The following is a 25,920-nucleotide window of genomic DNA, read 5'->3' on the forward strand; positions in this document are numbered from 1 at the left end:
ACCGGCAGGCATCGCCTGACAAAGGCGCGTCTCCGAGATTCCTGTGTATTTGTTTCTCAACATCCTGAATGGCTTCGCTGACGCCGCTGTACACAGGAAACGATGGTTCAAGTTTAAGCCGGGCGCACATGTTGGCATTGCTGAAGTGCGACCGCACGATTCTTCCGCCAAGCTGTGCACCTCAGGTGATTTCGTTCATGCACGCCCAGATGTGATGCCATGGGCCCGTAAGCTGAGACTCATGCGATCAAGTCGCGTCCTCGGCACTCTCGGCTGGAGCATTCTGACCCTCGGTACCCTGGGAGTGGCCAACGCATACCGCTTCGTCATCTCCAAGCACCAGCTGTCGGTGCCTGGACTGTCCCGGCCTGTCCGGATCGTTCAATTGAGCGACCTGCATTATGGTTTATTCGTCGGCCGGGCCACCGTCGCACGCTGGGTTGACGCGGTTTTAAAGCAGGAGCCGGACCTGATTGTCATCACCGGTGATTTCCTCGACAGCGGCGTCGGAAGCCGGCGGCACCGAAAACTGATGGCGGAACTCGCCCGCCTTCGTGCGCCGCTGGGTGTCTACGGCGTGTGGGGCAACCACGATTGGACCAGCCTGAACACCAACGCCACGCGAATATCATTCGCCGAGCAATTGCGACTCCACGGCGTGCGACTGATCAACAATACGGGCGTTCAGGTGCGTGAGGACCTGTATGTGGCGGGCGTCGACGACTGGTGGTTTGGCACGCAGGATCTGGATGCGGCGCTCCGAGGGCATACGGGAGGGGCTGTGGTACTGCTGTCACACAATCCCGATTACCTCACGCAGGTGCCGGCGCGGGTTCACCTGACGCTGAGTGGGCATACGCACGGCGGGCAGGTCCGGCTTCCCCTGTTCGGCTCCCTCAAACGCCGCTCGACCCTCCTCAACGTGTTGAGGGGGTGGGTGCGGGGGCCGCACGTGGTGCAATCCCCAGCAGAGGGCACGCCAGCGACTCCCCCGGAAGGACATGCGCTGGGTTTTGTGTCACAGGGGCTTGGGGTCACAGGGGTGCCGTTCCGTCTGGCGTGCCCTGCAGAAGTGGTCGTGCTCACTCTGGTCCCCGTGGGGCAGGGGCCCTCCTCAACCTCACCTGTGAGAGGTGCGCCCACTGCCCTGTAAAGCAACTGACCGCCTGGCGTGAGGCCGACACACGAGACCGACCTGGCGCTGCACCAAAATCCAAAACCAGTCCACGCCCACCAACTCAACGCCGCTCCCCGTGATGCCCGCCCTGATACGTTGTCTCCACCGTGACCAGCGGCCCGCCGCGCGTCACGACCAGCGACGACACCGGCTGCACCAGCGTTCTCCCCACCCAACCCTCATGTTACGATGATGTTGTTTCACTGTGTTGATGTCCCGGTTCAGACGAACAGGAGGGACGTCACTGTGGACGGGTGAGGAGCACCATGAGTGTCAGCGATGCCGGTGATATTCACGTGGTCGTTCATGGACAACAGGCGTACCGGGGTAAGCAGGGACTGGACTACACGCCTGGGATCAGTGCCACAAGCGTTGGCTCACGGGCGCTGTGGTTGGGGGCGGTCACCATTCCGCCTGGCGGCCGCACCAAAGCGCATGTCCACGAACAGCATGAATCCGCGTTCTATCTGGTCAGCGGTGAGGAAGTAGAGCTTTGGATCGGGAACGCCCTGGAGCATCGTCACCTTGCGCATCCTGGCGATTATCTCTATATCCCGCCGGGTATTCCCCACGTTGCCGTAAACCGCACGCCTGTGCCGGCTTTCTTTGTGGGCGCACGCACTGACCCGAGCGAACAGGAAAGTGTCGTCATGACGCCGAATCTCGACGGCCTCGTTCCATAGCACGGACTTTCATCGGTCTGTTTCAAGTTCATTGCATCACCTGGACATGGCCTGCAGAACGAGGAGGAGCCTTCGGCAGCGGTTATGGGCCCGCTTGATGGAGGACGGTATGGAATTCGAAGTGATTTCTGTTCCTTGAGTCTCGATTTCGATTGGGCGGTACTCGCACGCCACCCGGGGTGGTGGTCTTATCTTTGTGTCTGGCCAGGGCGCGTTCGACCCTGAGACTGGACGAATTGTAGACGGGGGAATTCGTGAACAGACCAGTCAGGTATTGCGGAATATCAGCCTCATTCTGCAATCCGCTGGGGCAGACCTCAGCAGTGTTGTGAAAGTCACAGTGTTCCTCCACGCGTGGAAGGACTTCGCGGAGATGAACGAAGTGTACGCCTCGTTTTTCCCGGCCAAAGCCCGAGCCCGCTCTACGGTCCAGGGCGAGCGGTGGCCGGAAGGTTCGCTGGTGGCCATAGAAGCCATCGCCCTCGTGCCTCCTGAACACTGAACCAGACGGTGCACCCTGGATGATTCCGCATGTCCGGGCGTACCTCTCCGTCAGGAACAAGCTCGCTGCCAGATCCAACGGCCACTTACCTGCCTTTCCTGCTTCCGCGCGAGCATTGGCTTAAGAGGCAGGACAGACAGGTTCACGTGCCGTTCTTCCCATCCTTCCAGCTCGCATTGGCCCGTGCTCTTGCGTCCGCGTGCAACCGCCGCCCGGCGCACCAGCCGCTGCACATCAGAGAACGCGGCTGGGATGGCGAACGGAGGCGGTGGGGTCCCAGCTGGCTACTCTCGGCAGCCCTGGCCATCGTTGTTGTGTGTAGAAGCTGCAGCAGGAGGCCGGGGGCCGTCATTTCAGGAAGCAAAAGGCCTAAGGTACAGTCAGTCACCTCGACCACGGCCGCGACTCAGACAGGAGGATCGTATGACGAACAAGCAACCGACGCCCTCATACTTTGATACCACGGGCCGGGACGACCGGCTGAGCGGGGGCGTCAAGCTGATCCCCATCACGACACCGCACGGCACCTTCCGGGTGTGGACCAAGCGCATCGGCAACCACCCGACCATAAAAGTCCTGCTCCTGCACGGAGGGCCGGGAGCCACACACGAATACTTTGAGGCGTTCGACAGTTTCCTGCCTGCTGCCGGCATCGAGTACTACTACTACGATCAGCTTGGTTCGGCCTACAGCGACCAGCCTGACCAGCCTGAGCTGTGGGACCTCTCCCGCTTCGTTGAGGAAGTGGAACAGGTGCGCCAGGCCCTGGGGCTGACCAGCGAGAACTTTTATTTATTAGGGCACTCATGGGGTGGCATTCTGGCCCTGGAGTACGCCTTGCGTTATCCGCAGCACCTCAAAGGTCTCGTGATCTCCAACATGATGGCCAGCATTCCGCAGTACAACACGTACGCGCGCGAAGTGCTGATGCCCGCCATGGACCCGGTGGTGCTGGCCGAGATCCAGCAACTGGAGGCGGCCGGGAAGCACGATCAGCCCCGTTATATGGAACTGCTGGTGCCGCACCACTATGTCCATCATGTGCTGCGGATGCCGGTCGACGAGTGGCCCGATCCGGTCAACCGGACCTTTAAACACCTCAATGCCTCTATCTATGTTCCGCTTCAGGGTCCCAGCGAACTGGGTGCCAGCGGCAAACTCGCGGATTGGGACCGCACGGCTGACCTGAGCAGCCTCATGGTCCCGACGCTGGTGATCGGCGCTCAGCATGACACCATGGATCCGGCGCATATGGCGTGGATGGCGCAACAGCTCCCCAACGGCCGGTACCTGCATTGTCCTGAGGGCAGCCATATGGCTCTGTACGATAATCAGGACCGGTACTTCGAAGGATTGATCACGTTTCTTGAGGACGTGGATCAAGCAGCTCAGGGACAGCGCTGATCGTGGCGGACAGTGCCTCCCCAGTCCCCATTTCCGTCGGCCGCCTTCCTCTGAAGGCACTCCTACGACCTGCTCCCGGAGAGCGAGCGGGTCGGGCAAAACCTGATCGCCCAGGCTGGGAATTGCGCCGAGCACCTGGGCCGGGCGCACCTGGACTGCCACCCAGACCAAAACAGCTGGCGGGCCACAGCGCAGGAACCGCGACATCCGCGAAGCTCTGGGGTTTGCTACGCCTCAGGCCGTGGTGGGACCACAGTGACGCGGCATTGCGCTTCGAGATGATCTCAACGGGCTGTCGACACCCACTGAGACAGGGTCGCATGGCCCTGACCGGTCACTGTCCGTGGGGTTTTTCCCGACCCCTTGCCCTGCTGAACGGGGCGTTCGGAATGGCCGATCTGAAGGCCCAGCAGCAGGGGCGTTGCACGTTTACACTCCCAGCAGGCTTCCCTCACTGCAACTACTGACCCTCAGGATGGTTGTGCTGGGTGACTCGCGACGCGTGGACTGGTTCACCACGCCGAACTCACCACAGGTACGCTGAGGACCGGTAGGTGATTTGGCGGTTGTGGCCGCAACACATGCTTTGTAGGCTCCCTGCATGCGCTTCGAGCTGGTCCCTACCCTGAATGAATTGCGTTCCGTGTACGCGCGACCGCTGGACGCCCGACGTTTTCAGGCATATCTCGACACCGTCATCAATGGAGCACAATCTGCCAAAGCCGTCCGGTTGCCGCCCTTGGTCCTCGCGAACCCCATGGCCAAAGCGCACGTCCTCAACGTCCTTGACCAATGGCTAACGCTCGACGCAGAAGAAACCGCCCGCGCTGCGCTCGAAGAAGCCAACGCGCGCTTGCTCCACGTGGCGTACGACGCCGCCGTCAAGGTCGGGCTGACTTTGCTGGATGACGTGGCGGGCGGCTGGACCAATCGGAACATCAATGACGCGATGCGCTTCCACACCGCGCAGGCGTTGAAGACATCCGGGTGGGTGACCGTCTGCCTGTGGACGAGCGCCGTTCCGCAGCGCGCCGCGTTGCGGCAGACCGTATTGGAGTGCGCTCAACGCGCCGCGCTCGCGGCGTGTCACGGCGATCCGTGCACGCTGCTCGGCATGATGCGCCAAGAAGGCGCTGCGGCCGTCTTCGCGGAGCGCACGCTTGAATTCAACGCCGAGGAGTTGGCATATTCCCGAGCGGTGCTGGCGCCGCTCTTGGAGAGCAGCCATCAACCAACCGTCCTCGCGGCAATGTATGGCGATGAAGCCGCGCGTGACTGGGGGTACACGCCGCTTGGACTTTCCAATCAGGCCGGATTTCAGGTTGCTTTGGCCGACGCGCTCGAAAGCCAGGCACGACCGCCCGCGTGACCATGGATGCGCCCTCGATGGAAGCGTGCGTGGGCTGCGGCGCGGTGTTGCCTCGTGTGGAGGGTCCCATTCATCGCTACATGACCTCCAGTCCTGCCTGCTGGGCGGCTTTCACTGCCCTCGGAAGTGCACAGCATCTACCCACGAACGCGTCCTGGGAGGCGCTGCTGGTGGACGCGTACGCAGTTCAGCACCCGGGCACGCCGTCCAACCAAGCGATCAATTCGGTGGCAGTTCACTTGATGGTGCTGTACGGCGTGCTGGTGCGTGGGTACGCTCCCGATCAAGCCCAACGGTTGCGTCAACGCCCAGGACAGCAGACGAAAGGACACAAACACGAACGCTTTCACTGGTTGACGCCGCCGTCGTTTGCTTCGGTCTTGACGGTGGCCGACGTGCAGAACGCTGGTGACGCTCAAGTGCGCGCGCAGGTGGCAGAGGCGTGGGTGCGCGACGTTTGGTCAGTCTGGGCACAGCTGCACGAAGGGCAGGTCGCGTCCTGGTTCGCGGCGTACATGGCGTTCGAATAAGGCTTCATAAATACGGGCGACCCAAACCTTGGCCGGGACAGTGCGGCTGCGCTTCTCGACACGGGCAGCAAACGCAAAATTACTGTGCTTCAATTTACTGGCGCTCACGTTGATGTCGTTGGGACACCCTGAGGTATGGCGTTACTGCATGAACGTTGGTGTCCTCCCACAGCTCGGGCAAGGTATCCCTCTGACCGGACCAAACAAGATTCCGATTGATGCCCTCACCTGCAGGGTTGACATGGACCCACGGGCGGTCGGGCGGCCTCTCGGCTTCGGCAAACAGGTGCAATTCTTGCTGGAGTTGGAGTCTGTGGCACACCACCTGTGGTTTATAAAGAATCTTCAGCAGATTCTCCGACAGTCCCAGGGTTGATCCAATTTCGTTTTCCCGGCTGGTCATTCGTTCTGGAACGTTGAGGAGGAGAATGCCCGCATGAAGGGTGACGTCCACCTTCGCAAAAACGGACGTGCGAGCGGGAGAGCAGGCGGGTGCCCTGACTGGTTCGAGGCCAGTCTTCCGCTACATCTTCAGGGGCCTGATGAGGCCTATTTGTTCTCCTATGCCGTTCCGTGAAGGAGCTCACCATGCCCTCTTCAATCACCAACGCTGCCGTCCACGAAGAACAACGCCTCACGCTGCTCGAGCGCTGCCGGCTCATGAACACCGCACAGGAGCGCTCCTACGACCTGATCGTCGAAGGGCTGGCCCGGCTCTATGGCGTGCCGATTGCCCTGATCACCTTCCTGGATGGTCAGCGGCAATTCATCAAGGCCAATGTCGGCACGGACGTGCGGGAGATGCCGGTCACAGAGTCGTTGTGTCAGTACACCCTGGAATCGGACAGCCCCCTGGTGTTGCCAGACCTGACGCAGGACTGGAGATGTCATTCCCACTCCCTGGTCACGGGAGACGAGGAGCTGCGGTTTTATGCCGGAGCTCCGATCATTGTGGACGGGTACCGGCTCGGCACGGTGTGCATTTTTGACCGGGTGCCACATTCCGCGAATGATCTGGATGCGTCGCTACTGGTGCACATGGCGATGATGGTGGCCGCGACGATCAAAGCCCGCAGTGAGAACCCTAGAGCTCCGGTGTCGTACCCCCGATACCGGGCACCTCAGAATGAGGCCTAGCCATCCCTGGCGGTCGAAGCCTGGGAAGGACGTGAGGACACCAGAGGATGCCGGATCGTGACTGGATGGTCGGCGCAAAGTACAGCACCCCGAGGCTCGAGACGCACCTCGAGGAGCTCAGGAACCGTCAGCAGCAGCTTGAGGAGCACAAGGTGGCTTACCTGTCCCGCCTGCTGGAGTACCAGGTTCTGAAGGACGAACAGAAATGGCGAAAAGAACACCCGAAAGACCGTTGAGTACCCCTGCCTTCCTGGCTTTCGGAGGCGGTTGAAGCCATGCCGACCCCCTGCCATTACCTGCTGGTGGACGACAACCCGGCCGACCACCTCCTGGTGCAGGAAGCGTTCGAGCTGCTGGGCCCCGGACACTGCCTGACGTGGGTGCAGAGTGGCCAGCAGGCCTTACAGATCCTGAATGCAGGTACGACCCAGCCGGATGTGGTGCTGCTGGACATCAACATGCCGGGCATGGACGGCTTCGAGGTCCTGGAAGCGATCAAGCGGGATCCCCGGCTGCGGACGATTCCGGTGGTGATGTTGTCCACGTCCAGTGCCGGAGGAGATGTCAACCGTGCGTACCGCCTGTTTGCGAGTGCGTTCTTAGTGAAGTCAGCGCGTTTTGACGCTTTTCTGGAGCAGATTGAAGCCTTCCTGAACTACTGGCAGACCAACCGGGTCTGTACGCCCGACAGGTTGCTGGCTTAAGGTTTGCCAGGCCAGGTGATGCTTGTCTCAGCAGGCGGGAACCGGACCGGTCGAACATCATCGGACCAGCAGGCGTGCCCACCCGCATCAGTCACCAGGAAATCTGACACCCGAAAGACTCACCCCGGCCCGTTAGGTCCAAGGAGCACCCCATGCATACCCTGGTGAAAGGCCTGATCGCAGGAGCGGCCGGCGTGGCCGCCATGACGGTTGCCGAGAAGCTGGAGCAGCAGTTCACGCGCCGCCCCAACTCGTACGTGCCCGCACACACCGCCGAACGTCTGTTCGGGCTGAGGCACCGTCCTGACGAGGAACGGTTGTGGCTGAACTGGGCCATGCACTGGGGGCAGGGCGTTCTGCTGGGCATGGCGCGCGCCACCATGGCGCAGCGTGGGCTGCGCGGCCCGGTCGGGTCGTTCATGTACATGAATCTGCGGCTGCTGAACGACCAGAGCCTTGAGAACAGCACCGGGGTTGGCGCGCCACCCTGGACGTGGCCGGTGGACGAGCAGGTGATCGACCTGCTGCACAAAGGGATCTATGCGTTCGTGACGGGGTATGTCGCTGACCGCCTGATTCAGGGCCCACCGGGGATTCCCTCAGCCCGCACCCCGTGGACGGCCAGGCCGCAACCGCCGACCGCGCCCTCTGACTAATGGCTGACGTGTATTGCGTGGCCCGGGCAGCAGGGAAGAGCAGGAGCCGGGTAGTGGTCGAGTCACAGCAGGTGTCCTCATCCTCTCGGGAGACGTTCTGACACCGCGGTCAGATGTTCACGCCAGACGTACTTTCACGCCTCCGGACCCGTTATGGTGAACGAACCGTGCATACCACTGGCACCGCGAGGCTCCCCCTGACACGGAACGGTTGACCCTGGTGACCTCCCTGGGGGTCTTCAGGAGTGTTCCCTATGGCCCAGCAGAACCACAACCCGGCCGGGCCGGCTCTCGTATTGTCCGTTTCCCTGTTGCAGGGTCCTGCGGGAGACATATGGAGGCGCCCATCGGTACTCCGGGAGCGGCGCCGCCACTTCAGTCAGCAGGGCATCCTTTGCGCCGGCCAGGATCATGCGTCTGATCATGGGTGGGGGCAACGGCCCTTACTGCTGGCACTCTGCCTGGGCGTGTGCTGGCGCCGGAAGGGGTGGGGTGGCGAATAATCGCCCGGGCACACGTCACGGTAGTTCTTGTATCCTGCCCTACATTTCTCGGTTCGTCCTTTCTCTGCTGTCGTCTGAGCAGAGAGGGAGCGAACGGACTTCGAAGTGCGATGCGAAGAAGAGCGCACACCTTGCGCTTGGATGATCCGTCCTCTATTATTTAAGTAACTTCATTAACTAATTCGCTTGTTCTGGAGGGTCCTTGACCAACCCCAATCCACTGCGCAGGAAAAACCGCACCGCGCTCCTCCAGCTGCTGTTTCAGCACGGGCCTCTGTCTAAAACGGCCCTTGCACAAAACAGCGGACTCTCCAGCGTCACCGTCAACGCCATCATCAATGAATTGCTGGACGCTCAACTGCTGGTGGAAATTGGAAAAACAGGAGGGAATGCCGGTCGCCCAGCCGGAATCCTGGATTTTCATCCTCAGCTCAGCACGGTGGCCGGGATCGACGTTCAGCCCAAGTGTCTCAGCGTCGTGACCTCCAACCTCCGCGGTGAAGCCCGGAGCCAACGCACTCTCCCCGCGGAACCTGCTTATGTCACTGAGTCACTGCTGAACGCCATCGACGAACTTGCTCAGACAATGCCACATGGACCGGTAGGACACATCGCGCTTTCCGTGCCTGCACCGGTCAATCCGATCACCCTCAAACTTCTGGAGCCTAATAGTCTTCCAGAACTGGATCTGCCACACATCATCAACCACTGCACTGCTCGAGGCATCACCCTCCTGGCAGACAACGATGCGAACCTCGCGGCCGTCGCCGAACGGGCTTACGGTTGTGCCCGCGGCCACACCAATTTCGGCGTCCTGGTGACTCGCGATTCCGGCATCGGCATGGGGCTGGTTCTTGATGGACGGCTGTTTCAGGGCGATGACGGGCAAGCCGGCGAACTTGCGCTGGCCTACTGGCCCCTCAACGGCGAGCCCGTGCCCATCGAACACCTTCCGCCTCGGGAACAGGACATCGCCATCGCCTACCTGGTCAGTGGCAACGCGGTCACCCTCAATCTTTCCCAACTGGTGGTGTATCAGGCCAATCCCGACCCAAATTCAGACCTGATTCATCGACTGCGCCAGCTTCTCCCTGACCGGATTCCCGTCTGCGAAAGCCTCGTTGCGGCCGAAGGTCCAGTGCTGGGCGCCCTCACGATGGCCGTCGCCTCGCACGCCGAGCAGTTATTTACCACTCACCCTACGCCGGCCCCCGTCCCTACGCCCTCTCGTGACGCCTCTGGAGGCTGAAATGAACCGAATCCACCGCACGTTAGCCCTGCTCTCTCTCGCCATGACCACGGCCGCATCGGCTGCTCCCGTGACGCTGAACGCCCTGCTGATGAAACAGGCGGCCTACAGCGAACAGGACATCCGCAACATGACCAAGGAATTCGAGGCCAAAAACCCGAACCTGAAAGTCAATATCGAATTTGTTGCCTACGAAGCGCTGCACGACAAGATCGTGGCCTCACAGGCCTCCGGCTCAAACGGCTACGACGTCGTGCTCTTCGACGTTATCTGGCCCGCCGAGTTCGCGCAGAACGGCTTTTTGCAGGATGTCACCAACCGCATCCCCAAGGCCTCCACAGACCGGGTGATCAAGGGTGCCTGGACCACCGTGGAGTACGACAACAAGCGCTACGGCATGCCGTGGATTCTCGACACGAAGTACCTGTACTACAACACCGACATGCTCAAACAGGCCGGCATCAAGGCACCGCCGCGGACGTGGGAAGAACTCCTCCAGCAGGCCGACATCCTCAAGAAAAAGAAAATCACGCAGTATCCCATCGTCTGGAGCTGGGCTCAGGCGGAAGCGCTGATCTGCGACTACACGACGCTCGTATCCGCCTTTGGAGGCCAGTTCTATAAAGGTGGTACGCCTGCGTTCAACTCTGGTGGCGGGCTTAAGGCTCTGACCTATATGACCGATTCCGTCAAGCGCGGTCTCAGCAACCCGAATTCGAAAGAGTACCTGGAAGAAGACGTCCGGCGCGTGTTTTCTAGCGGACAGGCCGCCTTCGCCCTGAACTGGACCTACATGTACAACATGGCGAACGACCCGAAAGAGTCGAAGGTCGCCGGAAAGGTCGGTGTCGTCGCCGCTCCCGGTGCGGCCGGCATCAGCAAGGCCAGCGCCATGAACGGCTCCATGGCGCTGGGTATCAGCGGCAACAGCCAGAAGGCGGATGACGCGTGGAAGTACATCTCCTTCCTGACTTCGCAGCCCACCCAGAACAAATACGCCAAACTCAGCCTCCCGATCTGGAAAACGTCCTACACCGACCCGAAAGTCGCCCAGGGACAGCAGCAGCTGATTAAAGCGGCCAACACGGCGCTGCCCCTGATGTACCCCCGCCCGACCATCACGCGCTACCAGGAGCTGTCCGTGACCTTGCAGAAAGCCATTCAGGAAGCGCTGCTGGGCCGCAAGACCCCACAGGCTGCGCTGAACGACGCCGCGAAGACCGCGGCCCGCCTGCGCTGACATGAGGCTCCCTGTCCTGGCGTTCAGAGGACGGGGAGCCCAGGGCCGGCCGGCGGACAACCGCACGGCCTGGCTTATGCTGGCTCCTCTGCTCACGATCATTCTCCTGATCGTCGGTTATCCCCTCGTTCGCACGCTCTACCTCAGCTTTACAGCCGGCATCCTGACGGCCGTCAAGGTCCCGCCCCGCTGGGTCGGTTGGGAGAATTACACCCAGGCGCTGACCAACCCCGAGTTCCTGGCCTCCTTGTGGAACAGTGCGTACTTCACGAGCGTTTCCGTGGGGTTGGAAATGATCCTGGGCGTCCTGGTGGCCCTGCTGCTTCACCAGCAATTCCGCGGGCGGAAGTTCGTTCGCGCACTCCTGATCCTGCCCTGGGCCATACCGACCATCGTCAACGCCGTCATGTGGCGCTGGATTTTCAATCCGGAGTTCGGTGCGTTCAATGCCCTACTGACGCAGACCAACGTGCTGAACACCTACCAGTCATGGCTGGGTGAGCCTGGCCTCGCCATGAATATGGTGATCCTGGCGGACGTCTGGAAGAATTACCCGATTGTTGCCCTGATCGCGTTGGCCGCACTTCAAGGAGTGCCGGACGATGTCTATGAGGCCGCGTCTCTGGACGGCGCCAATGCGTGGACGCGGTTCTGGCGCATCACGTTCCCGGACATTGTGGGTCCCCTGAGCGTGGCGCTGGTGCTGCGCACGATCGAAGCGTTCAAGGTCTTCGACATTGTCTTTGTCATGACCCGCGGTGGTCCCGCGGACTCCACCAAAACCGCCAGCTTCCATGTGTATCAGGAGTCGTTTACCTATCTGCGGGCCGGCAGCGGCGCTTCCTACGCCTACATCGTGGTGCTGATCAGCATGCTGCTGATCGGCGCGTATATGTGGCTTCTTCGCCGTCAGGCCCAGGGAGCCCGAACATGACCCGAGTGCCGTCCGTTTCTTCTCCTGCCATTCGCCAAAGCACTGGCCGCCGGGCGCCCAGCATCAAACGTAACCGCTGGACCGCGCAGGTCCTGACCTATCTCGGGGTGGGCGTGTTCGTCCTGAGCATCCTGGGCCCTGTTCTGTGGCTGCTGATGACCAGTGTCAGCTCCACCAATGACCTCACCACCCTGCCGCTGCGATGGTTCCCGGCACAGCTGGATCTGTCCCGTTACGCGAGCCTGCTCACCGTGACGCCGAACTCGCCGGGGGAAACGTTCCTGTATGCGTTGCGAAACAGCGCCTTCGTGGCTCTCGTGACCACCTTTCTCGCCCTCCTGGTGGGCATTCCGGCTGCCTACAGCTTTTCGCGCCTCCCGCAGGGACGATCCGGGCTGCTGTACGCGACCATCGCCACGTACATGATGCCGCCTGTCGCGCTGGTCCTGCCGCTGTACGCCATCCTCGCGCGGGCTGGGCTGCTCAACAATGTCTGGGGGCTGATCCTGGTGTACTGCACCATCGTGATGCCCTTCACCACGTGGCTGCTGAAAGCCAACTTTGACGGTGTCCCCGTCGATATTGAGGAGTCCGGTGCCATCGACGGTCTGAGCCGGTGGGGCATTCTGACGCGGCTGACGATGCCTCTGGCCCTGCCAGGCATCGTGACCTCAACGATTTTCTCCATCCTGCTGGCCTGGGACGAGTTCTTCTACGCTCTGCTCTTCACCAGCAATATTCAGGCGAAGACGCTTCCGGTCGCGATTTCGGACTTTACAGCCGGCAGGTCAGCCGACTTCGGCCTGATTGCCGCGGCTGGCGTTCTTGCAGCCCTTCCCCCCGTGCTTATTGCATTTGCTCTTCAGCGTGGCCTGATGAAAGGCCTGACTGCTGGAGGTGTCAAAGGATGATTCTGATGAACCTCACCCATGAATGTACCGGTCTGCAACTTATTGAGCGTGAACGCGAACGCCAGTTCCGCGACGCGCTGGACACCCTGGACAGTAACCGCGAGATGGCCAGGCAGGTGGCCGGCAGTATCCGGCGGACCGGGCAGGTCCTGCTGCTTGGGATGGGAGCGAGCCATCACGCCAACCTGGTGGCGACGGCTGCGCTGCGCGCACTCGGCATCGAAGCCTTTGCGATGCCGTTGAGTGAAGCGTTGTACGTTCCCCTTCCAGAGCGGCCACGCACCGTGCTGCTGACCTCACAGTCCGGCGGGTCCGTTGAGGCCGAGCGTTACCTGCACCTGGGCCGGCAGGGCGAGGACTACTTTGGTCTGACGCTCAATCCTGACAGCCTGCTGGCCTGCGCCGTGCCTTGCCTGGTGGCGGCTGGAGGTAGTGAGCAGGGATTTGCCGCAACGCGCTCGTACCTGCTCACCCTCGCCCTCCACTCAACGATTGCAAAAGCACTGGGAGATGCACAGGAGGATTTTCGCGCTGTGGTCAAGGCAGCGATGTCGCCGGACGTCACGGCGGCAGTTGATCACCTGCGTCTTGCCAGGTCCTTTGTGTTCAGCGCCCGGGGAGGGCTCCAGGGTGTGGCCGAGGTGGGCGCCCTCGGGATCCTGGAACTCGCCCACGTTCCGGCCTTTGCGCTGGAAGGCGGGCAGCTGCGCCATGGGCCCATGGAGGCCGTGAAAGCAGATCTCGGAATGATTTTCTTGAGAGACGCTGCACATAGAGAGCTGATTGACAGCCTGATCCGGGCGTGTCAGGAGGCCGGTGTAGTCCCGGTGGTTCTGGACGTTTCAGGTGAGGCCCCGCAGCCGGGTCGGATAACGATCAGTGCGGGCCGTCATCAGGGCCTTGCGGCGGCTGCGGCACTCTGCGAGCCTCTCCAGAAGCTGCTGCTCGCGGTTGCTGGCCAGCGCGTCGAGCGTGTGGGAGAGCCGGTGCGGTCGTCGAAAGTGACCCGGACCGAATGATCACCCCACACCTGCTGGTGATTGGCGGCGTCAATATCGACCTGCTGGTCGGTCCTCAAGCGCCGTGGCCCACTCCGGGCACAGAAGTGATCCTGGACCACAGCGACCTGCGGGTCGGGGGCGGTGGCGGCAACACCGCGCTCGCTCTGGAGGCCCTGAGCGTTCCCAGCGTTCTCGTGGGCGGGTATGGAAACGACGCGTTCGGGCCGTGGCTGCGCGAAAAATTTACGGGTGTGCTGTGCGATTGGCATCAGAGCGCCAGCCCGACAGGGTTATGTGTCGGGATCACCCACCCCGACGGCGACCGGACGTTCTTCACGCACATGGGTCACCTGGGCGACGATCCGCCCGAGCGCGTCTACCGGGCCCTGGACCGGGCAGGGCCAGGAAGCACCGCCCTGTTTACAGCGGGGTTCCTGATGGCGTTGTGGTTGCCTGAATATGACCAGTTGCTGTCGTACGCGCGTGCACGCGGGGTCCGGGTGGCCCTGGATACCGGTTGGCCGCCTCCCGGTTGGACGCCCGAGGTCAGGGCCATGGTCCGGTCATGGCTCGGAAAAACCGACCTGCTGCTGATCAATGAGCTTGAAGCGACGGCTCTGGCCGAGACGGATGATGTGTATGCGGCAGGAATGGTACTTCTGGAGCAACTGGCACAGGACGCTACGCTGATTATCAAACGTGGACCTTGGGGAGCAGCGGCGTGGGTTGGGAGTCAACAGGTGGAAGTAAGTGCCCCGCAGGTGCAGGTGGTGGACACGATCGGTGCGGGTGACACGTTCAATGCGGCATTTTTGGCCGCCCAGTACGACGGCAGGTCACTTCAGAACAGCATGGCGGCCGCCGTGGCCTACGCCTCGCACTCGATCAGTACGCAGCCGCGAACGTACGCAGCTACGCTTGGTGACCCGCTGCAGGATCGACCGACCGAGTTGTCCAGGCCATAAATGCAAGGAAGCCAGCGTGAGCTCCGGAGAGAACCTGGAGTCCATGCTGGCTTCCTTACGCAACGTCCCTTCCCTGTTGGCCTCAATGTGCTGAGTTTAGCGTCAGCCCAAGCTCAACCAGGCGTGACCTCCGCATTGATTGAGCCGAAATACGTTGCCTTCAATAATCTCGTTGGAATCCTCCTGGCATCCTGCCTGGGCGTGTGTTGGCGCAGGAAGGGGAGAGCGTGACTTCGAACGGTCCGCGAGCCGGGTTGGGCGTGCGTCACCTGGACGGCTGGGCCATTAGCACAGAGCAGCAGGGCCTGGGCAAGGGTCAATAATCTCCTACCGGTCGTTCGACGATGAGCCGATGGGAATCGCCAGCCCGGTCACTGTCTCACCGCTCCCGATAGTTCCTACCCTTGAGGCACTACCCCGGTATATGGACACGGAGTACAGCTCCGAGGAGCGGCTGCCCTGTGGGGTGAAAACCGCGTAGGCGTTGCGCGAACTGTCAATGTCGAAGCCGGCGAGGGTAGAGACGTCTACTCTTAGACTGCTTTTGGAAAACAATTGCCCGGTGTTGGGCGAGACGGGCGGTGTGGCCGATGGGTTGCCCTGCTCGGCGAGCAGCTCAAGGCTGGCGTCAAGCAAGTACAAATTGGTCTGGGTGGCCCCAGCAACCGGGTTCGTGTAGGCGGCAGCCACCACATCGGGTTTCCGCCCTTGATTGCGGTCTCCGGCAGCGTAAGCCAGGCGGCCGTCCACGCCTGCGACAGCGCCGGTATCGGGATGTACCCGCAGATCCTGGCCCGTGTTACTCACTACGCGGATGCGGTCGACCACCGGGTTAAAGTCAAACCCGAAAGACGTTCCTTCGAGCACCGGCGTGAAGGGAGCACCGACTGGTGTCGCGGCGCCACTTGCGAGGTCGATGGTGTAGATGCGGCTGGTCGAGCCCAGCGCATAGAGCCGACCATTGGCGGGGCGAAAATCAATACCCAGCACCCGCTCACCGGGAGCCAGGCCTGTAATCGGCTGAGCCTGCACGTCGCCGGGAGTAGACGCAGAAAAGCGCAGCAGACGGTTCGATGCCGTGGTGGCGTACATCATGTTGCTCCCGCCGCTCCACGAACCGCCGTCGTTCCAGGACCCACTGCCCCAATCGCCACCACCGAACGATGCGGCCATCAGCGGCGCTGGCGCCGTCTTCCTGTCAGCCATCCCACCGTCAGGGACAGATGCGGTCCCGCAGGCGGCGAGGGCGATAACCATGGGAATGGACAGAAAACGAAGCTGTTGCATAAGGGTCCTCCTTGAAGCAAATGGAATGGACGGCCTGTTCCGGAGTCTTCTGGCCGCCCGTCCTGAGGGGCCAGAGGAAACGCTGATCTTCTCCACTCCTAGAAACGCACCGCGGGCCGCTTGAGATGCATCCAGTCATACGTAAAGATCAGGTGAAGCAGGGCATTCCAGCGGAACGCGGCTTTTCGTTCGTCCATCGCTGGAGCGCGGTATCTGCCGGCAAGGCATTCCCCGGGTACACCCGGGACGTCAGGTGCCGGACGCCAGTCAGCGGGTGGCTGGTGGGATCAGCATGACTGATTCCGGCGCAACGACCGTGACAGCAGCGCTCGGTGCCAGATCGCGCCTGCCTTTTAATTTCAGTAGTCCATCGAATCGCATCAGCGTGTGGCGCGCCCGGTCCGCCACGAAAAGGGCAGAACCATCGAACGCCACCCCGACCGGATTGCCCAGCAGTGACTTGGGCCCGCTTATCCGCAACCGGACAGGAGCCTCGCCTGTGAGTTGCCGGATGCCTGAAAGCACCAGAATTGCCCCGTCGCTATCGAAGTTGGATTGGTCCCGGTCGATGGCCGCCCCCACATCGACCATCAACACGGTGTCCTGGGCCGGAAGGTAGACCAGGTCGTGCAGATTGGCTGCGGCCCGCTGCCCCTGCATGGTGGGCACGATAACGCGGTAGGAGCCTAGCCCCCGGCCCGCCAGGTACCGGTCAAAGACGACCAGCGTTCCGTCAGTTGCGCCCACGATCAGGCGATCTGCCGACTCGTCGTACGCCAGACCCCACGGGCGGCGCGGTCCGGCGGACGTCCGGCCCAGGTCCGGGGTGATGAAGCGCGGCGCTATATCACCCCGGGCGCCGCCAGCGAATACTTTGAGTGTGGCGTCGCCGAAATCCGCGATGATCACCAACCCGGCCCGGGGTGACACCACGATGTCCTTGGGCTGCTTGAGTCCTGAGCGTGGACCACTGACCCATTGATCACGCGCCGCGTCGAAACGCCCTGCAGCGCGTCCGGCCAGGTTCCTGATCTTCAGGAAACCACCTGGAGCCACTAAGCTGGGACCGTCGTCAAAGGTGATGAAGGCGTCGCCCGCCGAGTTGAAGTCTACGTATTCCAGACTCTGTGGAGCACCATCAATGGTGAAGGCCAGTTGGGCCGCCGAGAGATCGGGGGGGGTTCGGAACACGCGGCCGGATGGGGGGTCGCTCGCCACCACAGGCCTCGCCGGCTTACTGATCACCAGCAGACCGGTCGGTGTGGTGTGCGGCGCCGCCTGGGCCGTCACCAGCAATAGCGCGGTTGCCAGCCGGCACAGCCCACGTCGTAAGACGAGTTGTGGTCGAATCCTATTTTCCATTGACAGGCCCCCAGACCTCAGCATAGCCACCTGACGACCGGACACCGTTTACCGGACGGTTATCCGGACGGCCGTTTGTGCCGACCCGGCCCGCACCTCAATGCGGTTTTCTCCTGACTTCAGGCCGAGTACAGTGAACGTGAAACGGCCTTCAGCCACCGCGGACGACCGGAGGGATCCCGAATTCAGGCGATAGGCGATGGTCGTGACGTCACTGGGCGCGGTGCCGCTCACGATGACCTGGTGGGTGGTCACGACCGTTCCGTCGAGGGGCTGACTGACCGTGAGCCTGTCAGGTGTTGGGGCGGCCGCAAGGTTTACCCGGCTGAGTGCGCGGCTGGGTTGGACGCTGCCACCGCCCGGTTCACGACTGAGGTACAGGGCCACGAAACGCTTCGTTTCCACCTCAAAGACCCCGTCGCGCGATACCCGCAGGGAGACCAGCCGCTCACGACCGCCGGGTTGCCAGTCGGCCTGAGTGTGGCCCCAGGCCTGATACGCCTGCCCGGGCGGTAAAGTCCGGCTCACGACGAAGAGCGCCCGCTGGCCTCTCATCAGGACGCTGCCGATCGTCTCACCGCCAGCGCGGAGTGGGAGGCGGCGGACCTCAGGATGTGCCAGAAAAGCGACAAGGAGGGCGCGGTCTCCGGCAGTCTGCTGATACATGTCGTAGGTCCTCAGGCCTCCTAGTGCCCCACCGACGAGCAGCGTCGTACACGCCACCGCCAGCCAGCCCTGCGGGAACGGCCACGCCGACCTGCGTCTCTGCGATATGAGCGGCGTCTGCGTGCGCAACCGGGACTCAATGGCCGCCCAGCTTCCGGACGGGGCCGGGTGTACGGGCGCCGCTTCCGCAAGGGCCACCAGCGCCTCTCGCAGCGCACGCACCTGAGCGCGTCCAGCGGGCGAATGTTCCAGCTCAGCCTCAACCTGAGATTGTTCGTCCGGACTGAGCGTACCAAGCACGTACTCTTCCAGCCGGTCAGGAGACCCGGTCATGGCTGCTCCAGAAAGCGCTCCAGAGCCAACAGGGCCCGCCGTACCCGGCTTTTCACCGTGCCCAGTGGTAACTTTGAGCGTTCGGCCAGTTCCAGGTGAGTGTACCCGGCGTAGAAGGAGTCGTGCAGCAGTTGACGGTCCAATGGCTCGAGCTGCGCGAGCGCCTGGGTCACCACGGCGCCCAGGTGGCCGTCCACCGAGGCTGACGGCAGAGGCGAGTCCAGTTCATGCACGTCCCAGTCGGCCTTTTGTGGACGGGCACGCCTCGCCCGCAGACGGGACATGCAGTCGTTGCGCGCGATGGTATAGACGAAAGCGCGCGGTGATCCCAGGTCAGCGCGGTACGTGCGTGCCTGACGATACACTTTCAGAAACGTGTCCTGCATCACCTCCTCTGCCTCCTCGCGGCTTCCCAGCAGCTGAAGCGCCAGTGAGAAGACTTTGCTCCCCATGCCGCTATACAGTGCAGCGAGAGCCGCTTCGTCTCCCTGCTGCAGGCGACCCAGCAGCGCGGCCTCCTCACTGGACTCCATTAAACCGAGCCACGCGTGCCCGGCGAGCCAGAGTCAACCCGCCACCCAACCTGCGCTGCGAGTCCATCCGTTTCAATCATCGAAAGCCATACCCTTACTGTAAGGAATCAACGCAGTGATGCGCGCAGGTGGCCAAGAAGTTCGCAATCGCATTAAGGGCAGAGTGAAAGGTCTGGAGAAACAGCGCATGTCGGGCTCCTTGCTGAGAGAACTGGCCAGTACATATGAGCGGCCTTGCATCAGTAGAAACGCAGGAAATCGACGTTTGGATGCACAGCAGAATGTACGTGCTTAGCTTCACTTGCCCCCAATGCCCACCTTCCTCCTCACCTTCATGGCTTCTGATCCCGGATGATGCGCACCACGACCCTTTATGACCTAATGGTTTATGACAAGTTCACCGTTCGACTCCTGAAGTCCGGACCTTGCGTAACACATCTGATCAGAACTTCAGGGCGATGATCATATTCACTCCATCATCTGCAGCACGCCGGGCCAGGTCGATATAGCCATGGAATTTCAGTGCCTCCAGGCCATGCGCGCACAGCACCAAGGTCCGCCGCCAGCTTTCTGTGTATCCCGGTGCGTTTGCTGACGTCCACGGCCAGAATTTTGGCCACCTCATCAGCGTGACCCCGCAGGGCGAAACGGCCCGCAGCGAGTACGTCCACATCGATCTCCTTCAGTGGCACAGCACGCCGCACCGGTTGCGTGCTGCGGGAGAGTCGCGGTTAAATTCGGCGTTCCTGATTCGCCCGATGAGCCCTGTTATGTCGATGAGCAGTGCTCCTTGACAGGACTGTCCTAGAAAAAGGAGAGCCAATGACAACTCTCCTTTTTTCTTGAGGAAAAGGGTTGCCAGCCGTCGTCGCGACGAGCGGGGCGTTCACCGTCAGCAACCATGAAAGCATCCTTCGTCAGGACGATGTTAGAGGTGCTTGTGACCGCCTAAGCTCTGCGCGGTGAGATCCCAGAAGCCGCGTTCCTGCCAAAAGCGAATTTAGGCCATTCCAATCCAACAGGCATGACCTGCCTGGATCAATCTCAGCATGGTCGGCAAATTCTCATGAGGGGTGGACTCGCGGGTGGCCTTACCACAAAAAGACTGCACAAGACGACGTTCCGTTGCCCGCTCCTGATCTGGAGAGGAGCCGCGATCATCAGTCATCCTCACAGTGATTTACTGTGACTCATTTCTTCCGGTTTTAAAGTGCTCATGCTTTTCAAAGCAATAACAGATCACGTGACGTGAAAAAGTGGTTTATTCGCTTCACATTGCCTTGGAAAGCCGACATTCAAGTAGAACAGGATCCCAGTCACATAACCATCAGGATTTCTGCTTTAGACAGTATGTTCATCATTCATTTCCTGTTCAAGGAAAACCGCCTCATGTAACAATAGAAGACGGAGTCCTTGCGTATCTTTGACCCTGCTTAAAGCTTAAACGCACAGGGAATAAGCTTCCAGTTACCAAGCACCGGTTCGTATCCGGCGTCGAAGCCTACGAACATCACTCGTTTCCCCCGAGGCCCAACATGAAAAAAGCTCTCTTTGTTGTACTCGCCATGACCGTCACCTCTGCTACTGCGGCTCCCTTCGTGTGGCCTGCTGCCTGGACTGGTGAACCGAACACGGCCAACAAGCGCGGCGGGGAATTCCGCAGTTACACGATCTCGGACTATAAGACCATCAACCCTTTCACCACCGCTGAAGCCGACAGTCTCACCGACCTGATGACCCTCCGGACCAGCGGCCTGTTCACGCAGGACCCCCGCAACGACGAGTTCATCCCCTACATGGCTGAGGGAAAACCTACCGTCAGCAATGGAAACAAGCGTTTCGTGGTCAAGATCCGCAAGGGCATGAAATTCAGCGATGGCCAGCCGATCACCGCCGATGACTGGGTCACGACTGCCACCATTCATAAGGACGACAAGGTCGGCAGCAACAGTCGCGACACCTTCTTCATCAACGACAAGCCTATTACGGTCAAGAAGCTCGATACGTACACCCTTCAGTTCGACTTCCCGCAGGTGAGTGCCGGAGCCTACTCGCGCATGACCTATGCGCCCTGGCCAGACCATGTCTTCGGCAAGACATATCGCAGTGGTGGAGCCGCGGCCATCAAGAAGATGTGGACGCTGGGCACGCCAGCCGACGAGATTGTCTCACCCGGTGCCTGGACGCTGGACAGCTACCAGGCCGGGGAACGCGCTGTCCTGAAGAAGAACACCTATTGGGGCGAGTGGAACAAGGACAGCCGGGGCAATGCCCTGCCTTACCTTGACCGGTACTCCTCGCGCATTACTGCTGACCTGAACGCGGCTCTGGCCGCGTACCTCGCCGGGCAGATCGATACCTTCGGGCCCAGCAAGGCCGATGAACTGGCCCAGATCCAGAAGGCCATCAGCGCGGGCAACCTCAAAGCCACCCTTATCCCCAACGTCAGCCCGCAGGCCGACAGCTCGTGGATCGTCTTCAACTGGAACAGGGCTGGCAATCCCGCCAAGCAGAAGCTGTTCCGCGATGTCCGCTTCCGCCGCGCCATGAGCCACCTCGCCAACCGTCAGGCTATGGTGAAGCTCGCCCTGGGCGGCCTGGGCACCGAGACGTACTACAGCGTGTATCCCATCTTCAAACAGCAGATCGCCGCTGGAGAAAAGGCGAAAGCCCCGAAATACCCCTACAACCCTCGCGAAGCCGCCAGGCTGCTCGCTCAATTGGGCTACACCAAGAAAAATGCGCAGGGTTACCTGGTCGACAAAGCCGGCAAGGTGCTCGAATTCAACCTCAGCACCAACGCCGGTAACACCGTACGCGAGCAGCTCGGGCGTGTCTTCGCCGACGAAGCCAAGAAAGTGGGTGTGAAAGTCAACTTTACGCCCATCGATTTCAACAACCTGGTCAACCAGCTGACCGCCAAGGGTGAGAGCCGCCCCTTCGATGCGATCCTGCTGGGCCTGTCTGGTGGCGACAATATCTGGCCGTTCGGGAATAACGTCGTGCCCTGCGGCGGTTCCCTGCACATGTACAACAACAACTCCAAGGGCACCTGCCTGACTCCACAGGAGACAGAGATGACGAAGCTTTACAACCAGGGCGACGCTGAACTGAACGCGGCCAAGCGCCTGGCTATCGGCGGTCGGCTCATGAAGGTCGAGTCTGAACTGCAACCGGTTATCTATATGGTGGGTTCGAACTATCACGTGACCTACAACAACCGTGTCGGTGGCACGCGGGACCGCAAGCAGATGGACGCCTACTACGGCTCCCGGGAACTCCCGCTTACGTTCATCAAGTAAGGCCCACTGAAGCTGGACTGCCTGACCCGTCATCTCTCGGGCTGGGCAGTCCAGCTTATGACATGATGGGATCCCTCCGGGCATTTGAGGGTCGGCACCCGCCACGATCGGTAAGCATTGACTGCCCGTGTAAGCCGTGTAAGAGACTCTCCAGTAGGGCGCGGGCAGAGCCCCACAACGTCAGGCCAGCCACGTGTCCCTCCAGGTCGCCGCAACGGAGACTGCTGCTGGAGAGGCCTGAATCTGGCATACCGAGGTTATGTGAGCCCTATGCACTGTGCTGACAGGACGTTTGCAGACTGCGCAGAAAACGAACACGTTCAACACATAGGCCCCGGCCTCCCCCGAGCGGTAAACATCCGCATTCCACACACTTCCAGGCTGCCGCTTATTTAGGATTTCATCGTGGACCGATCTTCCCGGGCTTCACCTCTGGTTTGGTCGCGGCAGGTACCCCGCCGGTTGATCCCTCCTGCCGCCGATTCGTTGTGCACTCCTGAACGTGAGCCAATCTCGCATATACGGTGCATTATGGTACGACGTGACCGTCCCGGCAGACGCCCCGCCGCTGTGCCCGGCGTACGCGAATGACGACAACCTCAACCATCTGATCGTGGTCACTTCATTTACCTCTCTCACTTGTGCAATTTTTGAGACCCGGTCTGTACTCTGCGGTACGATGTCCATCCCACAGCACTACCTGTTGATAGATGACAGCCCCACAGACCAACTCCTGGCGCAGGAAGCTTTCGCACAATTACAACCGAGATCCACGCTCACATGTGTGTCAAGCGGAAGAGAAGCTCTTGAACTCCTGGAATCCGGTTTCTCACTGCCGGACGTGATCCTGCTGGACATCAACATGCCTGAGATGAATGGCTTACAGCTGCTGAAGTTGTTAAAAGACCAGATGCCATTGAAGGCTATCCCGGTGGTGATGCTAAGCATTTCAGGTGCAGAGGATGACATCCAGCAGGCATACCGTCTGCACGCGAGCTCGTATCTGGTGAAATCCAAAGGGTTTGATGCGTTTTTGGAGCAGGTGAAGTCGTTCCTTCGGTACTGGCAGGCGAATCAGGTGGTGGGCGCTTCAGCGGGACGATGATGCACCTGCCTCTGACGCAGCACATGCTGGAGATCAGAAAGGAAAGCGCAAGGCTGGAGTACCAGCAGCAATTGCTCCCTCACAACAATCAGGGGAGCTTAAGACAACCAGGCAATCGGATGCGTTTCCACACGACTTCAGTTGCCATTGCCGACTGTCCTGGAACCCGACGTCCTAAGGGTCAGGAGCGTGTCAGACCTTATATTCGGGCCTTGCAAACCATGGAAGAGGATGTTCGAATCCGACAATGCACGCTGTTCGTGATAGCACTGACGCTATGCAGGTCATCCGGACTGCCCTCGACGCAGAGCAGGCAGTACTTTATGCGGTCTGGAAAACTTTTAGGACGTTCGACTTGAATGGACCTAAGAAGGCAGTGTCGGCCGACCCGGAAAGCAGCCAGTAAAAGCGGGATTCAGGAGGCAGATGCCCGCACTGATCGCAGCGGGCCATCGCCTTCTGGATGAAGAGTGGAGGGCCGCACAGAGTACTCCTCAGTCCTCAGTTTCGCGCACGCCGCCTTGCAGCAGCCCGCAGGAACAACACTCAAGCACCAATAGCCAGCTGGGCTTCGCAAGCGACACTTTTACCTGGGCAGGCCGTCATAGCGCCGGCACCCCCAGGGACCTCAACCCCTCTCCACTGCTGGCCCAGAACCTGCATCACCTTCTGCCGTGTGCACGTTAAATGTCCTGCCTGCCGGTATCCATCCGTACGACTCTGGGCATAAATCTGGCGACCACGTCCACCAGATCAGCCTGGCTGGCCATGACCCTGTCGATGTTTTTATACGCCTGGGGCGCCTCATCTACACCGCCGCCCATCACCGTGACGTCCCGCGCTTCCAGGTACTCCTTCACAGCGCTTCGGCTCAGCTCGCGTTCCGCCTGCTTGCGACCCAGCAGGCGACCTGAACCGTGTGACGCGCTCTCCAGAGCCTGGGTATTGCCCTTCCCCCGAACGACATACCCTGGGTCAGCCATACTCCCGGGAATAATCCCGAGCTGACCCTGTCCGGCGGGGGTGGCCCCCTTGCGATGCACAATGACCTCGCGTCCATCCGGCATCCGCTGTTTCCAGGCCAGGTTGTGGCTGTTGCGGACAGTCACGAGGGGTTTGACTCCCAGTGCTCGTGCGATGCGTGCGTGAATCACCTCATGATTGGCCAGCGCGTACCGACCCGCGAGATTCATAGCGGTCCAGTAAGCCTGGCCCTCATCCCGGTCCATGTCCAGCCAGGCAAGCTTGCGGGCGTCCGGGTCAAGGTCTGGATGAAGATTCTGCGCAACCTGGGTGTAATGACCAGCGACCTGGGCGCCGAAACCGCGCGAACCGGAGTGGGACAGAAGGGCAATGTACTGTCCCGGCGCCAACCCCAGATCGGCGGCCTCAAGCGTCAGGGTACCGAACTCCACGAAATGATTTCCTGACCCACTGGTTCCGAGCTGCTCCGCCGCTTTGTTCCTTAACTGGCGGAGCAGGGGAAGCTCATGCCAGGTATCTTCATCCAGCACCGCGTGGTCTGGGCGCAGCTTGCGCTCCCAGGCATGCCCCGCACCAAAGCGGGTATTGCGACGGAGGAGACGAACTTCGTCTTCACGCGAGAGGTTGGCAACCGGCAGCACGCTCAGGGCCATCGCACATCCGATATCGACTCCAACGGCGTAAGGGATCACGGCGTGATCCGTGGCGAGCACACCCCCTATAGGCAGTCCGAACCCGACATGCGCGTCCGGCATCAGTGCGCCGGCGACGCTGATTGGAAGACGCATCGCGGTGTCCATCTGGGCGCGGGTGTTCTCGTCGATCAACTCAGAGCCCCACTCGGTATAGGACAGAGGCCGCTCCCGGAGCGTGTCGGGAAAGCGGGCTGCTTGACCCAGAAGTTCCCGGCCGAGGTCAGCGTAGAGGGGGTCCCTGATGAACGCCTCAGGACGGTGCAGGACGCGACCGAGTTCTGCTCTGATCTCATCGTTTGTTTGGCCTGCGGTCTCCCGGTGCCGGGCCGCATTCAACGCAAGGCCGATGGCTTTGCCCGTAAAGCCGAGTGCTGTGATGTCATTCCCGTTCATAGTGGCCTGCTTTTTTGTCCGGAACTTCTGAAATGCGCGTCACTCTGCTGGTCGCTGGTCGATCTCCATCAGGATGATCAATGGACTGGTGAGAGGAATTATCTTTTTGCCGCGCAGCCTCCATATCACTGTATTTATCGAACGGTGAAAACGGATATCTTCTGGCCCTCTCCAACGCTTCAGCACCAAACCCAAATTGGGGGGAACTGGGTAGACAGCCTCCTCAGGTACTGCGCACTCAATCTGCAGTCAGGGCTCTGCGATATTCAGCTAGAGCCCAACCATCGTGGCAGGT

23 protein-coding genes are annotated in these 25,920 nt (G+C 61.0%); 18 read left to right on the top strand and 5 right to left on the bottom strand.

The genetic code is table 11. The features are described 5' to 3' along the window. The first annotated feature begins 241 nt into the window (after positions 1 to 241). The 16 genes from DEIDE_RS17085 to DEIDE_RS17170 all read left to right on the top strand — a co-directional run bounded on the left by DEIDE_RS17085 (position 242) and on the right by DEIDE_RS17170 (position 14,965). A complete protein-coding gene (locus DEIDE_RS17085) occupies positions 242 to 1,153 on the top strand; it encodes a metallophosphoesterase (RefSeq protein WP_049760579.1) in 912 nt (303 codons plus the stop codon). A 290-nt stretch (positions 1,154 to 1,443) separates the two neighbouring features. Then, the gene (locus DEIDE_RS17090) at positions 1,444 to 1,860 is read left to right on the top strand and encodes a cupin domain-containing protein (protein ID WP_041228062.1); all 417 of its coding nucleotides are present in this window, start codon (positions 1,444 to 1,446) and stop codon (positions 1,858 to 1,860) included. Positions 1,861 to 2,011: 151 nt separating this feature from the next. Next, a complete protein-coding gene (locus tag DEIDE_RS17095) occupies positions 2,012 to 2,362 on the top strand; it encodes a Rid family detoxifying hydrolase (RefSeq protein WP_338032152.1) in 351 nt (116 codons plus the stop codon). A 423-nt stretch (positions 2,363 to 2,785) separates the two neighbouring features. Beyond that, positions 2,786 to 3,766, top strand: a complete 981-nt coding sequence (locus DEIDE_RS17100) for a proline iminopeptidase-family hydrolase (RefSeq protein WP_012694992.1) — start codon at positions 2,786 to 2,788, stop codon at positions 3,764 to 3,766. Positions 3,767 to 4,367: 601 nt separating this feature from the next. Then, positions 4,368 to 5,135 carry a hypothetical protein gene (locus tag DEIDE_RS17105; RefSeq protein WP_012694993.1) on the top strand — a complete coding sequence of 256 codons (768 nt, stop codon included), beginning with the start codon at positions 4,368 to 4,370 and terminating at the stop codon, positions 5,133 to 5,135. A gap of 2 nt (positions 5,136 to 5,137) precedes the next feature. Next, positions 5,138 to 5,665 carry a DUF5946 family protein gene (locus DEIDE_RS17110; RefSeq protein ID WP_242403037.1) on the top strand — a complete coding sequence of 176 codons (528 nt, stop codon included), beginning with the start codon at positions 5,138 to 5,140 and terminating at the stop codon, positions 5,663 to 5,665. Positions 5,666 to 6,253: 588 nt separating this feature from the next. Beyond that, positions 6,254 to 6,802, top strand: a complete 549-nt coding sequence (locus DEIDE_RS18270) for a GAF domain-containing protein (RefSeq protein ID WP_012694995.1) — start codon at positions 6,254 to 6,256, stop codon at positions 6,800 to 6,802. A 47-nt stretch (positions 6,803 to 6,849) separates the two neighbouring features. Then, entirely contained in the window at positions 6,850 to 7,038 is a 189-nt protein-coding gene (locus tag DEIDE_RS17125; RefSeq protein WP_012694996.1) for a hypothetical protein, read from the top strand. A 39-nt stretch (positions 7,039 to 7,077) separates the two neighbouring features. Continuing rightward, the gene (locus DEIDE_RS17130) at positions 7,078 to 7,506 is read left to right on the top strand and encodes a response regulator (protein WP_012694997.1); all 429 of its coding nucleotides are present in this window, start codon (positions 7,078 to 7,080) and stop codon (positions 7,504 to 7,506) included. A gap of 152 nt (positions 7,507 to 7,658) precedes the next feature. Next, positions 7,659 to 8,162, top strand: coding sequence for a hypothetical protein (locus DEIDE_RS17135; RefSeq protein WP_012694998.1), 504 nt, complete (start codon positions 7,659 to 7,661; stop codon positions 8,160 to 8,162). Positions 8,163 to 8,867: 705 nt separating this feature from the next. Next, a complete protein-coding gene (locus DEIDE_RS17145; RefSeq protein WP_012694999.1) occupies positions 8,868 to 9,914 on the top strand; it encodes an ROK family transcriptional regulator in 1,047 nt (348 codons plus the stop codon). Between the two features lies 1 nt (position 9,915). Further along, complete coding sequence (locus tag DEIDE_RS17150; protein ID WP_012695000.1) at positions 9,916 to 11,154, top strand: extracellular solute-binding protein; 1,239 nt, start codon at positions 9,916 to 9,918, stop codon at positions 11,152 to 11,154. A gap of 76 nt (positions 11,155 to 11,230) precedes the next feature. Then, positions 11,231 to 12,088, top strand: a complete 858-nt coding sequence (locus DEIDE_RS17155; RefSeq protein WP_012695001.1) for a carbohydrate ABC transporter permease — start codon at positions 11,231 to 11,233, stop codon at positions 12,086 to 12,088. Further along, entirely contained in the window at positions 12,085 to 12,999 is a 915-nt protein-coding gene (locus DEIDE_RS17160; protein WP_012695002.1) for a carbohydrate ABC transporter permease, read from the top strand. Before DEIDE_RS17155 ends, DEIDE_RS17160 begins: the two co-directional genes overlap by 4 nt. Before the next feature lie 5 nt (positions 13,000 to 13,004). Next, positions 13,005 to 14,018 (top strand): SIS domain-containing protein, encoded by a 1,014-nt coding sequence (locus DEIDE_RS17165; protein WP_041228199.1) that lies wholly within the window; start codon positions 13,005 to 13,007, stop codon positions 14,016 to 14,018. Beyond that, positions 14,015 to 14,965 (top strand): carbohydrate kinase family protein, encoded by a 951-nt coding sequence (locus DEIDE_RS17170; RefSeq protein WP_012695004.1) that lies wholly within the window; start codon positions 14,015 to 14,017, stop codon positions 14,963 to 14,965. Before DEIDE_RS17165 ends, DEIDE_RS17170 begins: the two co-directional genes overlap by 4 nt. 327 nt (positions 14,966 to 15,292) lie before the next feature. Here DEIDE_RS17170 and DEIDE_RS17175 read toward each other — a convergent pair whose 3' ends face one another. The 4 genes from DEIDE_RS17175 to DEIDE_RS17190 form a co-directional block, all read right to left on the bottom strand. Next, positions 15,293 to 16,252, bottom strand: coding sequence for a DUF4394 domain-containing protein (locus DEIDE_RS17175; protein ID WP_012695005.1), 960 nt, complete (start codon positions 16,250 to 16,252; stop codon positions 15,293 to 15,295). A gap of 267 nt (positions 16,253 to 16,519) precedes the next feature. Then, the gene (locus DEIDE_RS17180; RefSeq protein ID WP_162485747.1) at positions 16,520 to 17,614 is read right to left on the bottom strand and encodes a hypothetical protein; all 1,095 of its coding nucleotides are present in this window, start codon (positions 17,612 to 17,614) and stop codon (positions 16,520 to 16,522) included. Between the two features lie 48 nt (positions 17,615 to 17,662). Further along, positions 17,663 to 18,613 carry an anti-sigma factor gene (locus DEIDE_RS17185; protein WP_012695007.1) on the bottom strand — a complete coding sequence of 317 codons (951 nt, stop codon included), beginning with the start codon at positions 18,611 to 18,613 and terminating at the stop codon, positions 17,663 to 17,665. Next, positions 18,610 to 19,146 carry an RNA polymerase sigma factor gene (locus tag DEIDE_RS17190; RefSeq protein ID WP_012695008.1) on the bottom strand — a complete coding sequence of 179 codons (537 nt, stop codon included), beginning with the start codon at positions 19,144 to 19,146 and terminating at the stop codon, positions 18,610 to 18,612. The genes DEIDE_RS17185 and DEIDE_RS17190 overlap by 4 nt, the downstream gene beginning before the upstream one ends. Positions 19,147 to 20,681: 1,535 nt before the next feature. On the opposite strand from DEIDE_RS17190, the gene DEIDE_RS17200 reads away from it, so the two are divergent. Beyond that, positions 20,682 to 22,448 carry an ABC transporter substrate-binding protein gene (locus tag DEIDE_RS17200; RefSeq protein WP_012695009.1) on the top strand — a complete coding sequence of 589 codons (1,767 nt, stop codon included), beginning with the start codon at positions 20,682 to 20,684 and terminating at the stop codon, positions 22,446 to 22,448. Positions 22,449 to 22,950: 502 nt separating this feature from the next. Then, complete coding sequence (locus tag DEIDE_RS17205; RefSeq protein WP_338032144.1) at positions 22,951 to 23,553, top strand: response regulator; 603 nt, start codon at positions 22,951 to 22,953, stop codon at positions 23,551 to 23,553. Between the two features lie 683 nt (positions 23,554 to 24,236). On the opposite strand, the gene DEIDE_RS17210 is transcribed toward DEIDE_RS17205, so the two are convergent. Continuing rightward, complete coding sequence (locus tag DEIDE_RS17210) at positions 24,237 to 25,625, bottom strand: RtcB family protein (RefSeq protein ID WP_012695012.1); 1,389 nt, start codon at positions 25,623 to 25,625, stop codon at positions 24,237 to 24,239. Positions 25,626 to 25,920: the final 295 nt, after the last annotated feature.

This window comes from Deinococcus deserti VCD115 (assembly GCF_000020685.1).
Classification (GTDB): domain Bacteria; phylum Deinococcota; class Deinococci; order Deinococcales; family Deinococcaceae; genus Deinococcus; species Deinococcus deserti.